We start from the raw sequence: 12,446 nt of genomic DNA, 5'->3' as shown, positions 1-12,446 counted from the left end.
AGACATGCAGGGACTTGGTCTCCACCAGCCCGGGCTCAAGCACGACCCCCAGTGGTTCCGTAAGGCCGTCTTCTACGAAGCGCTCGTGCGCGGTTTCAGCGACTCCACCGGCAACGGTTCGGGCGACTTCTCCGGCCTCATGGGCAAGCTCGACTACCTGCAGTGGCTGGGCGTCGACTGCCTGTGGCTGCCCCCGTTCTACGCCTCGCCGCTGCGCGACGGCGGCTACGACATCAGTGACTACAAGCAGGTGCTGCCCGAGTTCGGCACGCTGCCCGAGTTCCAGGAGCTCGTGGCGCAGGCCCACGCTCGCGGCATCCGCATCATCACGGACTTCGTCATGAACCACACGAGCGACCAGCACGCGTGGTTCCAGGCGAGCCGCGAGGATCCGGAAGGTCCGTACGGCGACTACTACGTGTGGTCGGACACGGACGAGAAGTACTCCGAGGCGCGCATCATCTTCGTCGACACCGAAGAGTCCAACTGGACCTTCGACTCCGTGCGCCGCCAGTTCTTCTGGCACCGCTTCTTCTCCCACCAGCCGGACCTCAACTTCGAGAACCCGGCCGTTCAGGAGGAGATGTTCGACATCGTCCGCTACTGGATGGACATGGGCATCGACGGTTTCCGTCTCGACGCCGTGCCGTACCTCTTCGAGGAGGAGGGCCACAACGGCGAGAACCACCCGAAGACGCACGAGTTCCTCGCGCGCCTTCGTCGGATGGTCGACGAGGAGTACCCCGGACGCGTTCTGCTCGCCGAGGCCAACCAGATGCCGCACGAGGTCGTCGACTACTTCGGCACCGAGGAAGACCCGGAGTGCCACATGTGCTTCCACTTCCCCGTCATGCCGCGCCTGTACTACTCGCTGCGCGAGGAGAAGGCCGCGCCGATCATCGACGTGCTCGCCGACACCCCGCCGATCCCCAAGGGCACGCAGTGGGGCACCTTCCTGCGCAACCACGACGAGTTGACCCTCGAGATGGTGACGAACGAGGAGCGCGCCGCCATGTACGGCTGGTACGCACCGGACCCGCGCATGCGCGCGAACGTCGGTATCCGCCGCCGTCTCGCTCCCCTGCTCGACAACAGCCGCGCCGAGATCGAACTCATCAACGCGCTCCTGCTGTCGCTGCCGGGCTCGCCGTGCCTGTACTACGGCGACGAGATCGGCATGGGCGACAACATCTGGCTCGACGACCGTGATGCCGTCCGCACGCCGATGCAGTGGACGCCGGACCGCAACGCGGGTTTCTCGACGGCCGACCCGGGAAAGCTGTACCTGCCCGTCATCCAGAACCTCGTGCACAACTACTCCACGGTGAACGTCGAGGCGCAGATGGCCAGCAACTCCTCGCTGCTGCACTGGACGCGCGGCATGCTCGCCGTACGCTCGCGCCACGCGGCGTTCGGCATGGGCGACTTCGTCGTCACGCCGGCCGACAACGAGGCCGTGCTCGCCTACACCCGCTCGATGTCGGACGACGACGCGAAGTCCGAGGACTCGGCCAAGCACCTGCTGTGCGTCAACAACCTGTCGTCGCGCCCGCAGGGTGCTCGCATCACGGTCGGTGAGAAGTTCGCCGGCGCCGAGCTCACCGACATCTTCGGCGGTCAGGGCTTCGGCGCGGTCCGCGAGGACGGCACGCTCGAGGTCATGCTCGGTTCGCGCGGCTTCTACTGGCTCGCCATCGAGTCCGACGTGAGCGCGGACGCCGAGCTGCCCGCCACCAAGGGCAGCGCCGAGGCCGACGCCTCCGAACTGCTCGACGTGCTGAAGGAGGACGGCTGATGGTGGCCAAGATCCACTCGAACGCTTCGATGGAGCCCGGCAAGATCGACCTCGTCGGCCCCTGGGCGGCGAAGCAGCGCTGGTTCCAGGGCAAGGGGCGCACGCCGCAGTTCCACCGGACGAGCGCCTTCCGGCTGGCCGACCCGAGCGGTCAGGTCGGCGTCGAGATCATGTTCCTGCGGGACGTCACGTCCGGCGAGAACACGACCTACCAGATCCCCGTCACCTACCGCGGCGAGCGGGTACCGGAGTTGGAGCACGCCCTCATCGGCACGTCCGAGCACTCCGTCCTCGGCACGCGGTACTTCTACGACGGCCCGCACGACCCGGTGTTCGCGGCGGCTCTGCTCGACGTCATGGTCAACGCCGGCACGGAGGAGGAGCGCAGCGACGGCGTCGTCGAGATGACCGTCAAGGGCCGCCCCAGCCCCCGCGGGGCGGGGCTGCCCCGCATGCGCAGCGCGAAGGTGCTCAGCGGCGAGCAGTCGAACACGTCGATCATCTACACGCTCGACGACGGCTCGCAGCTCATCGCCAAGCTCTTCCGCGTGCTCCACGTCGGCGCCAACCCCGACATCGAGATCACGAACGCCCTCACCGCGGCGGGCAACCAGCACGTGCCGGCCCTCTACGCGTCGCTGGCCGGCTCGTACAGCGAGGGTCGCCACAGCCGCGAGCGCGTGACGGCCGACCTCGCGTTCGCGCAGGAGTTCCTGCCGAACGTGCGTGACGCATGGCGCGAGGCCCTCGAGGCCGCTCGTGACAACCGTGACTTCACCGAGGGAGCCCGCGCCCTGGGCCGCACGACGGCTGAGGTCCACCGCACCCTCGCCGAGGTTCTGCCGACGGCCGAGCCCGACGCGAACCGCATCAGCGACCTCGTCGACGAGATGCACGAGCGCGCGGCCGCGGCCTTCCACGAGGCCGAGCACCTGGCGCAGCACACGACGGCCGTCTCCGCCCGCATCGAGGCGAGCCGCGGCGCGACGTGGCCGGCGTTCCAGCGCATCCACGGCGACTACCACCTCGGTCAGGTGCTCGACGTACCCGAGCGCGGGTGGGTGCTGCTCGACTTCGAGGGCGAGCCGCTGCGTCCGCTCGGCGAACGAACGAACCCCGACGTCACCGTGCGCGACGTCGCGGGCATGCTGCGTTCCTTCGACTACGCCGGAGGCACGATCGAGAACGAGCAGCCGGGCGCCGACGGCGACCGCCGCGCCTGGGTCGACGCGACGCAGGCGGCGTTCCTCGAAGGCTACGAGCGTGAGGCCGGCGCCTCCGTCCCCCGCGACCTGCTCGATCTGTTCGTGCTCGACAAGGCGCTCTACGAGATCTCCTACGAAGCCCGCAACCGTCCGGATTGGCTCAGCATCCCCGCGAACGCCGTCGTCCGGATCCTCGAGGCCGCACCGCAGGCCTCCGAAGTGCACGCCATGAGCGCGCACCCCGTCACGCCGCTCGCCCACACCGGCGACGCGGCTGCGGGCACCGACGAAAGGAGCACCATGAACTCCGAGAACACTCCCCCGCCCGTCACGACGCGCGGCGTCCCCGCAACCGATGACGCCACCGTCGCCGAGCCGGGCAGCAAGCCCGACGCCGCAGGAACCGGGGTCGTGAGCAGCGTCGTCGGTGCAACCAAGGAGCTGGCGACTCAGGCCGGTTCGGCTCTCGGGATGGACACCGCACGCTCCGGCGGCGAGGTGCGTCCCGCATCGGTCGACACGAACGAGTTGAACGCCGTCCTCGCCGGTGAACACCGCGACCCGCACCGCGTCCTCGGTGCTCACGTCGCCGACGGCGTCATCACGTTCCGTGTCGTGCGTCCGATGGCACGCACGGTCGCCGTCGAGATGGGCGATCAACGCGTCGAGCTCACACACGAGCACGAGGGCATCTGGGTGGGCGCCACCGCGGGCGAGCACATGCCCGACTACCGCATCCTCACAACCTACGAGGACGGCGCGGAGCAGCGCGGGGACGACCCGTACCGCTTCATGCCGACGCTCGGCGAGATCGACCTCCACCTCATCGGTGAGGGTCGTCACGAGGAACTGTGGAACGTGCTAGGTGCGCACGTGCGCACCTACCCGAGCGTCATGGGTGACGTCACCGGCACGTCGTTCGCGGTCTGGGCGCCCAACGCCAAGGCCGTGCGCGTCGTCGGCGACTTCAACCACTGGGACGGTGTCGGCCACGGCATGCGCACGCTCTCCGATTCCGGTGTGTGGGAGCTCTTCGTGCCCGACGTGCACGAGGGCACCGCCTACAAGTTCGAGATCCTGTGCAGCGACGGCGTCCGTCGCGCCAAGGCCGACCCGATGGCCCGCCTCGCCGAGACGGCGCCCGCCACCGCCTCGAAGGTGACGAGTTCGCACTACGAGTGGAACGACTCGGCCTGGATGACGAAGCGCGCGGAGACCGACCCCCACCACGGCCCGATGTCGACCTACGAGGTCCACCTCGGCTCCTGGCGTCAGGGGCAGAGCTACCGTGACCTCGCCGAACACCTGGTCAACTACGTCAAGGACCTTGGCTTCACGCACGTGGAGTTCATGCCCGTCATGGAGCACCCCTACCCGCCGAGCTGGGGCTACCACGTCACGAGCTACTACGCGCCCAACAGTCGCTTCGGCGACCCGGACGACTTCAAGTTCCTCGTCGACCGCCTCCACCAGGAGGGCATCGGGGTCATCCTCGACTGGGTGCCAGGTCACTTCGCCACCGACGAGTGGGCGCTCGCCCGTTTCGACGGCCAGGCGCTCTACGAGCACCCGGACCCGCGCAAGGGCTGGCACCCCGAGTGGGGTTCGAACATCTTCGACTACGGCCGCCCGCAGGTGCGCAACTTCCTCGTCGCCAACGCGCTGTACTGGCTCGAGGAGTTCCACGCCGACGGTCTGCGCGTCGACGGTGTCGCCTCGATGCTGTACCTCAACTACGCCCGCAAGGACGGCGAATGGGTGCCGAACAAGTTCGGCGGCCAGGAGAACCTCGAAGCCGTGCAGCTGCTGCAGGAGACGAACGCGACGGCGTACAAGCGCACGCCGGGAGCCGTCATCATCGCCGAGGAGTCGACGTCGTGGCCGGGCATCACCCGCTCGACCGATTCGGGCGGCCTGGGCTTCGGCCTGAAGTGGAACATGGGCTGGATGCACGACTCGCTCGACTACGTCGCGCGCGAGCCGATCTATCGCCAGCACCACCACCACGACCTCACGTTCGCGCTCGTCTACGCGTTCAGCGAGCAGTTCGTCCTTCCCATCAGTCACGACGAGGTCGTGCACGGCAAGGGCAGCCTGCTGCGCAAGATGCCCGGCGACCGTTGGCAGCAGCTCGCCGGTGTGCGCGCCTACCTCGCGTACATGTGGGCGCACCCGGGCAAGCCGCTGCTCTTCATGGGTTCGGAGTTCGCCCAGGAGGCCGAGTGGGCCGACGGGCGCAGCCTCGACTGGTGGCTCCTCGACCAGCCGGCACACTACGGCGTCCACGCGATGATGAAGGATCTCAACCGGGCCTACCGTGAGCGCCCGGCGATGTGGGCTCTCGACCACTCGGGTGAGGGCTTCCGCTGGATCAACGCCGACGACGCCGACCGCAACGCCTACACGTGGCTCCGCTTCGCCGAGGCGGAGTCCGACGGCTACCGCCCCGTCGTCGCCGTGGCGGCCAACTTTGCCGGATCGCCGCACGAGAACGTGCGCGTCGGTCTGCCACACGCGGGCACCTGGAACGAGATCCTCAACACCGATGCCCAGGCGTACGGTGGTTCCGGAGTCGGAAACCTCGGTTCCGTCGTCGCGGAGGAAATTCCGTGGGACGGGCAGCCGTACTCGGCCGAGATCACCATGCCGCCGCTCGGCGTGGTGTGGTTCGAGCCGGCAACGCGCCCCGACATGACGCAGGTGGCTGCGCACACCGCTACCGAGCAGGCCGGTGGCGCCGATTCATCGTCCACCGCAACGGCACGACAGGAGAACACGATGAGTGACCAGAACGCAGCGACGAGTTCGTCCGACAAGCAGCCGTCCGAGGCCCTCATCGCGGGCGCGCCGCTCGAGGACGCCGCAGGCAACCCGGGCGCACTCGATCAGCCGCTCGACGGTTCGCGTGGCGGCGCGCAGGCCGAGGACGCTCAGGGAGCGGCCGACGACCAGCAGGCGCGTTCGCGTACCGGCGTCCCGGCGACGCACCCCGTCGACCACGCGGACGAGGGTGGTTTCGACGTCGAGCAGACCGAGTCGAAGGCGCACGAGCGTGCCTTCACGCCGGCCGGCGAGGACGAGACGGGTGACGAGCCCGTCGAGCACCTCAAGGACATCACCGGCACGCCCGGTGGCGGCCTCGACGAGGACGTCGAGGGTGGCCGCTGGGGCCCCGACGACGAGGCTCGCGACGCCGCCGACCAGACGCGTCAGCGCGACTGACGACCCGCTCGATCGAGCGCATGAGGCCGGCCGTACCCGCCAGGGGTGCGGCCGGCCTCATCGCGTCCGCCCCGCCTCGCTCGGGGCATCGGTTCGGGCGTTTACGTCGCCGCTCAAAGAGGGCAGGATGAAGGCATGAGCAACCGCGCGGGCCAGTTGGCCGAACCTCGTGACCTGATCGACGTCCCCCACCTCGTCACGGCGTACTACACGCTGACGCCCGACCCTGAGAACGTCGACCAGCAGGTGGCGTTCGGCACGTCGGGGCACCGCGGTTCGAGCCTCAAGACCGCGTTCAACGAGGCGCACATCCTCGCGACGACGCAGGCGATCGTCGACTACCGCCGCTCGCAGGGCTTCGACGGCCCGTTGTTCCTCGGCCGCGACACCCACGCGCTGTCCGAGCCTGCGTGGGCGAGTGCACTCGAGGTGCTCGTCGCGAACGACGTCACGGTGCTCGTCGACGACCGTGACGGCTACACGCCGACGCCCGCCGTCAGCCACGCCATCCTGCGCGCGAACAAGGGCAAGGATCTGACGAACGGATCCGGCCTGGCCGACGGCATCGTCGTCACGCCGTCACACAACCCACCGGCCGACGGTGGCTTGAAGTACAACCCGCCGCACGGTGGGCCGGCCGACTCGGATGCCACGAAGGTCATCGCGGCACGCGCCAACGAGTACATCCGTGGTGGGCTCTCCGGTGTCAAGCGGGTGGCCTTCTCGAAGGCGTCGGAGAAGGCGCAGAAGTACGACTTCCTCGGCACGTACGTCGACGACCTGCCCAACGTCGTCGATCTGGCGGCGATCAAGAACGCCGGCGTGAGGATCGGCGCCGACCCGCTCGGCGGCGCTGCCGTCGCCTATTGGGGCGAGATCGCCGAACGCCACGGCCTCGATCTCACGGTAGTCAATCCTCTCGTGGACCCGACGTGGCGCTTCATGACGCTCGACTGGGACGAGAAGATCCGCATGGACTGCTCCTCCCCCAACGCCATGGCCTCCCTCATCGCCCAGCGCGAGAAGTACGACATCGCAACCGGCAACGATGCCGACTCCGACCGCCACGGCATCGTCACGCCCGACGCCGGCCTGATGAACCCGAACCACTACCTCGCCGTCGCGATCCAGTACCTCTACGGCGGCGCGCGCCCGCAGTGGGGCGACGGATTCATCGGCAAGACGCTCGTGAGCAGCTCGATGATCGACCGTGTGGCCGACGACCTCGGCCGCAAGCTCGTCGAGGTGCCCGTCGGCTTCAAGTGGTTCGTGCCCGGCCTGCTCGACGGCTCGGGCCCCTTCGGCGGCGAGGAGTCGGCCGGGGCGTCGTTCGTCCGCTTCGACGGCTCCGTGTGGACCACGGACAAGGACGGCATCCTGCTCGCCCTGCTCGCGTCGGAGATCAAGGCGACAACGGGCAAGTCCCCGTCGGAGCTCTACGGCGAACTGACAGCGAAGCACGGCGCCCCCGCCTACGCCCGCGTGGACGCGCCCGCCTCGCGTGGGGAAAAGGCAAAGCTCGGCGCACTAACGCCCGACGCCGTCGCCGCGGACACGCTCGCCGGCGAGTCGATCACGGCGAAGCTGACGGAGGCGCCGGGCAACGGTGCGAAGATCGGGGGCCTCAAGGTCGTCACCGACAGCGCCTGGTTCGCGGCGCGCCCCTCGGGCACCGAGGACGTGTACAAGATCTACGCCGAGTCGTTCAAGGGCGAGGAGCACCTCGCCCAGGTGCAGGCCGAAGCCCGCGACGTGGTGTCAGCAGCGCTCGGAAGCTGACTCTCGCGGATTCATATGTCGCACCTGGCATGACCGCACGAATGGTGGGTGTGTGGTGATCTCCTTCACCAGACCCCCACCATTCGTGCATTACAGGACCGGTCTACGAATAGTGCCGCTGTTTCCCTCTATGCAAGCGCAATTCCGCTGTCGTCAGTACAGCGCAGACATCAGCGCGGTGCGGGCCTTGTTGACGCGCGGATCGGTCGACCCGACGACGTCGAAAAGCTCGATGAGGTGCTCGCGCACCGTGGTGCGCTCGTTGTCACGCGTGGCTTTGACGACATCGATGAGGCGCGCGAAAGCGTCCTCGACGTGCCCGCCGAGCAGGTCGAGGTCCGCGACGGTCATCTGCGCTTCGATGTCGGCCGGATTCGACGCCGCGGCTTCGCGCGCAGCGTTGAGATCGGCACCCTGGGTGCGCTGCATGAGCTTGACCTGGCCACGCGCGAGGCGGGCCTCCTCGTCCTTGGGGTTCTGCTCGAGCGCCTGGTCGAACGCGGCAAGCGCCCCTTCGTAGTCGCCCTTCTCAATAGCGTCGTACGCCAACTGGTGAAGCGGCGGCAGTTCCGCCTCGGCTTCGTCCGCGCCCTCGTCGCTACCTCCGTTCGCCGGGGCAGCGTTCGGGTCGTACCCCTGCACGCGTCCCGTGACACCGTTCTGCACGGCGATCTGCACGATCTGGCCGAGAATCTCGTCAGCCATGGCGTCCTCGACGACGGGTGGAATCGGTATCGGCTGACCCTGCACGAAGGCCGCCGCCAGGATCTGACCGGGCTGTCCCTGTTGCGCAGCCTGCTGCGACAGCTGCGCGAAGACCTGCCCGATCTCGGGGCTGTCGTCGAGATCCGCCACACCGAGGAGGACACGTCCCTCCTGCTTGCGGACGGCGCGGGCAAGCACGTCGATCGGCTGCTGCGACGCAGGCTGCGAGCGCGCCCAGATCGCCACGATGACGGGGTGCGCAACCGATTGCTGCGCGAGGGCCTGGAAGTTGTCCGCCGTGACGTCGACGACGAGACCGTCGTGACGGAACGTGTCCGCAGCCTCGGGGTCAGGCGCCGCTGCAGGCGCCTCAGCGGTGCCCGGCAGAGGCGCCGACGGAGCACCGGAGGTGCCGCTCGTCCGAGCGGCACCCGCAGGAGCGCCCTGCGGCTTCTTCAGGGAGGAGAGGTCGACGGCACCGCGCAGTGACGCGGCGTTCAGCGGCTGATTCGTCATACCGGCATTCTTGCAGGAACACGTGGTTCGCACCTACCTCGGGCGCACCAGCGACGGAGGTCCGTTCGGTGTGCCACAGTGCCACCGTGGGCGGCTCGGCTAGAACGCGGCAGGCTCTCGGTACTCGCCCCACAGCTCCTTGAGAGCCCCACAGATCTCGCCGAGGGTCGCCTCGGCGCGGGCCGCCTCGAGCATCGGCTCGATGAGGTTGGCGTCGGTCTTCGCCGCCGCCACGAGGGCGTCGAGCTTCTCCTGCACGACGGCGCCGTCGCGTCCGGCCTTGCACTCCTTGAGTGACGCGACCTGGTCGCGCTCGACCTCGTGGCTGATGCGCAGGATCTCCAGCGGCTTGGCGTTCGTCTCCATGTGAGCGTTGACGCCGACGATGCGCTTGTCGCCCTTCTCCAGCGCCTGCTGGTAGCGGAAGGACGAATCGGCGATGTTGCCGGTGAACCACGCCTCCTCGATACCGCGCAGCAGACCACTTGTCATCGGCCCCACCTCGTGGCGAACCGCGCCGTCCTCGTCACGCGGTGCACCTGCCTCCCCGAGGTCACGGATCTGAGCGAAGATCTTCTCGGCCTCGGCCTCGATCTTGTCGGTGAGTGCCTCGACGTACCACGAGCCGCCGAGCGGGTCGGCGACGTTCGTGATGCCGGTCTCCTCCATGAGCACCTGTTGCGTACGCAGCGCGATCTCGGCCGACTCGTCCGTCGGCAGCGCCAGCGTCTCGTCGAGGGCATTCGTGTGGAGCGAGTTCGTTCCGCCGAGCACGGCGGAAAGCGCCTCCACCGCGGTGCGGACGACGTTGTTGATCGGCTGCTGCGCCGTGAGGGAGACACCCGCCGTCTGCGTGTGGAACCGCATCCACATCGCCTTCTCGGACGTGGCGCCGTACTCCTCCTTCATCCAACGCGCCCAGATACGGCGGGCCGCACGGAACTTCGCGATCTCCTCGAAGAAGTCGACGTGGGCATCGAAGAAGAACGACAGGCCGGGAGCGAACGTGTTGACGTCGAGACCACGCGAGAGACCGAGCTCGACGTAGCCGAAGCCGTCGGCCAGCGTGTACGCCAGCTCCTGCGCGGCCGTCGCCCCCGCCTCACGGATGTGGTACCCGGACACCGAGAGCGGCTTGTAGGCCGGCATCTTCTCGGTGGTGTACTCGATGAGGTCACCGATGAGGCGCAGGTGCGGCTCCGGAGCGAAGAGCCACTCCTTCTGCGCGATGTACTCCTTGAAGATGTCCGTCTGCAGCGTGCCGTTGAGCGTGCCAACGTCCACTCCCTGGCGCTCGGCCGCGACGACGTACATGCAGAACACCGGCACCGCAGGGCCGGAGATGGTCATCGACGTCGTGACGTCGCCGAGCGGAATGGAATCGAAGAGGATCTCCATGTCGGCGACGGAGTCGATGGCGACACCGCAGTGGCCGACCTCGCCGAGGGAGAGTTCCTCGTCCGAGTCGCGCCCCATGAGCGTCGGCATGTCGAATGCGACGGAGAGACCGCCACCGCCGCGGCCGAGGATCATTCGGTAGCGCTCGTTGGTCTGCTTCGCGTTGCCGAAGCCGGCGAACTGACGGATCGTCCAGGGGCGCCCGCGGTACCCGGTCGAGTGCAGACCACGCGTGTACGGGTACTCACCCGGCCACCCGATCCGTGGGTCGACCTCACCGTCGGTGGGGCCGTAGACGGGGTCGACCTCCTCGCCCGAGAGGGTCGTGAAGTCGGCGTCGCGCACGAGACCCTTCGCGACGGCGTCGTCATAACGCTTCTGCCAGGCGCTGCGTCCGGTGCTCGGGGTGGTGGCACCGCCGTCCGCGCCGCTACCGCGGGGTGAGTCGGCATCGATGTAGGCGTTCATGCCCACCACGGTACGCGAGCCATGTGACCTACTTCACAGTAGAGTTAAAATTCATTAACTGAAAGCGTCCGTGCGCACCATGCGCAGGTCGCGATTGCCTTCGTCTTCCTGGGCCTTCGCCTGACCGTCGAGTTCGAAGCCGTGCTTGCGGTAGAACGCGACTGCCCGCTCGTTCCCCTCGACCACCCACAGGTACGCCGGCCGGTTCGCCAGCTCGCTCCGCATGAACTCGTGGGCGAGCCCGGTGCCGTGATGTCCAGTGACGACGTTCAGCACCCACAGTTCGGTGGCGGTCGGCGCGTCCTCGTCACGTGCAGCACCGACACAGATCCACCCGGCGAAAGTGCCCGTCCCGCGCTCGAAGGCCCCGAGAACGCGAGGTGGCTCATCGGATCCGAGCCACTCGCGCCACCGCCGAGCGGTCTCCCCGACGTCGAGGCCATCGAGCACCGAACGCGCGAGAAGACCGTCGTAGGTGTCGCGCCAGATCTGCACGTGCGCCTGCGCGATGACGTCGGCGTCATCGGGTGTCAGCAATCGCAGTTCGTAGCGTTCGGTCACGGCCGGGTCGGTGTCTGGCGCACTCATGCGGACAATCTAGGGGACCTGCCGCAGGGCGGACGCGAATGTCCTTGCGGGATCCGCCCTGTGCCGGTTCGCTGGGTTCATGAGCATCCGGACGATCCTGCATCAGGCCCTGCGCACGTCGAGGCAGATGCGTGATCGTGATGCCACGAGCGCCCTCCGATCCGCGCTCGCTGCGATCGACAACGCCGAGGCCGTGCACGTCGACGGCCCCGGCGCCGGTTCCATCGAGGCCTCGGCCGTCGGCGCCGGCGCGACGGACGTGCCACGCCGTGAGCTGAGCGAGGCCGAGATGGTCGACATCGTCGGGACGGAGATCGATGAACTCGCTCGTGCAGCCACGCTCGTCGCGACATCCGCGCCCGACGAAGCCGCGCGCCTGCGTGGGCAGGCCGAGGTGCTCACCGTGGTCCTGGCTCGCGCCGGGCAGTGACCTCGCGAGAAGGGGTCAGCCGTCGCGCAGGCGATCCTCCACCCGCTGCACCTTGGCATCGAGCTGACCGGTGAAACCAGGCCGGATGTCGGCCTTGAGCACGAGCGAGACACGCGGCGAGACGGCGCCGACGGCCTCGCAGGCACGCTTGACAACGTCCATGCACTCGTCCCACTCCCCTTCGAGGGTCGTGAACATCGCATCGGTGCGGTTGGGCAGACCCGACTCGCGCACGATACGCACGGCGGCAGCGACGGCGTCGCTCACCGATCCGTCCTCGTCCTCGCTCGTGGTGGGGGCAACAGAGAAGGCGACAAGCATGGTTCGACACTAGCCGCCT

8 protein-coding genes are annotated in these 12,446 nt (G+C 68.3%); 4 read left to right on the top strand and 4 right to left on the bottom strand.

What is annotated here, in order from left to right; genetic code table 11:
- The first annotated feature begins 4 nt into the window (after positions 1 to 4).
- The 3 genes from treS (at position 5) to pgm (ending at position 8,001) form a co-directional block, all read left to right on the top strand.
- Entirely contained in the window at positions 5 to 1,795 is a 1,791-nt protein-coding gene (treS, locus tag EVU97_RS01005; RefSeq protein WP_129662768.1) for a maltose alpha-D-glucosyltransferase, read from the top strand.
- Positions 1,795 to 6,222: a 1,4-alpha-glucan branching protein GlgB gene (gene glgB / locus EVU97_RS01000; protein WP_129662766.1), complete on the top strand. Its 4,428-nt coding sequence runs from the start codon at positions 1,795 to 1,797 to the stop codon at positions 6,220 to 6,222. Before treS ends, glgB begins: the two co-directional genes overlap by 1 nt.
- 135 nt (positions 6,223 to 6,357) lie before the next feature.
- Positions 6,358 to 8,001, top strand: a complete 1,644-nt coding sequence (gene pgm / locus EVU97_RS00995) for a phosphoglucomutase (alpha-D-glucose-1,6-bisphosphate-dependent) (RefSeq protein ID WP_129662764.1) — start codon at positions 6,358 to 6,360, stop codon at positions 7,999 to 8,001.
- Between the two features lie 153 nt (positions 8,002 to 8,154).
- On the opposite strand, the gene EVU97_RS00990 is transcribed toward pgm, so the two are convergent.
- The 3 genes from EVU97_RS00990 to EVU97_RS00980 all read right to left on the bottom strand — a co-directional run bounded on the left by EVU97_RS00990 (position 8,155) and on the right by EVU97_RS00980 (position 11,676).
- Positions 8,155 to 9,222: a co-chaperone YbbN gene (locus EVU97_RS00990; RefSeq protein ID WP_129662762.1), complete on the bottom strand. Its 1,068-nt coding sequence runs from the start codon at positions 9,220 to 9,222 to the stop codon at positions 8,155 to 8,157.
- A gap of 99 nt (positions 9,223 to 9,321) precedes the next feature.
- Entirely contained in the window at positions 9,322 to 11,088 is a 1,767-nt protein-coding gene (locus tag EVU97_RS00985; RefSeq protein WP_129662760.1) for a methylmalonyl-CoA mutase, read from the bottom strand.
- 54 nt (positions 11,089 to 11,142) lie between these two features.
- Positions 11,143 to 11,676, bottom strand: coding sequence for a GNAT family N-acetyltransferase (locus EVU97_RS00980; protein WP_129662758.1), 534 nt, complete (start codon positions 11,674 to 11,676; stop codon positions 11,143 to 11,145).
- 79 nt (positions 11,677 to 11,755) lie between these two features.
- Between EVU97_RS00980 and EVU97_RS00975 the strand changes: the two genes are divergently transcribed.
- The gene (locus tag EVU97_RS00975) at positions 11,756 to 12,106 is read left to right on the top strand and encodes a hypothetical protein (RefSeq protein ID WP_129662756.1); all 351 of its coding nucleotides are present in this window, start codon (positions 11,756 to 11,758) and stop codon (positions 12,104 to 12,106) included.
- A 15-nt stretch (positions 12,107 to 12,121) separates the two neighbouring features.
- On the opposite strand, the gene EVU97_RS00970 is transcribed toward EVU97_RS00975, so the two are convergent.
- Positions 12,122 to 12,427, bottom strand: coding sequence for a thiamine-binding protein (locus EVU97_RS00970; RefSeq protein WP_129662754.1), 306 nt, complete (start codon positions 12,425 to 12,427; stop codon positions 12,122 to 12,124).
- Positions 12,428 to 12,446 lie beyond the last annotated feature (19 nt).

Source organism: Dermacoccus sp. 147Ba, from assembly GCF_004151355.1.
Classification (GTDB): Bacteria; Actinomycetota; Actinomycetes; order Actinomycetales; family Dermatophilaceae; genus Dermacoccus; species Dermacoccus abyssi.
The sequence above is the reverse complement of the archived record's forward strand: the minus strand, read 5'-3'. Positions and strand labels throughout refer to the sequence as shown.

Bases quoted from the DNA above. Each gene is read 5' to 3' on its own strand.
- treS (WP_129662768.1), top strand. From the start codon at position 5: ATGCAGGGACTTGGTCTCCACCAGCCCGGGCTCAAGCACGACCCCCAG.
- EVU97_RS00990 (WP_129662762.1), bottom strand. From the start codon at position 9,222: ATGACGAATCAGCCGCTGAACGCCGCGTCACTGCGCGGTGCCGTCGAC.
- EVU97_RS00985 (WP_129662760.1), bottom strand. From the start codon at position 11,088: ATGAACGCCTACATCGATGCCGACTCACCCCGCGGTAGCGGCGCGGAC.
- pgm (WP_129662764.1), top strand. From the start codon at position 6,358: ATGAGCAACCGCGCGGGCCAGTTGGCCGAACCTCGTGACCTGATCGAC.
- EVU97_RS00980 (WP_129662758.1), bottom strand. From the start codon at position 11,676: ATGAGTGCGCCAGACACCGACCCGGCCGTGACCGAACGCTACGAACTG.
- EVU97_RS00975 (WP_129662756.1), top strand. From the start codon at position 11,756: ATGAGCATCCGGACGATCCTGCATCAGGCCCTGCGCACGTCGAGGCAG.
- glgB (WP_129662766.1), top strand. From the start codon at position 1,795: ATGGTGGCCAAGATCCACTCGAACGCTTCGATGGAGCCCGGCAAGATC.
- EVU97_RS00970 (WP_129662754.1), bottom strand. From the start codon at position 12,427: ATGCTTGTCGCCTTCTCTGTTGCCCCCACCACGAGCGAGGACGAGGAC.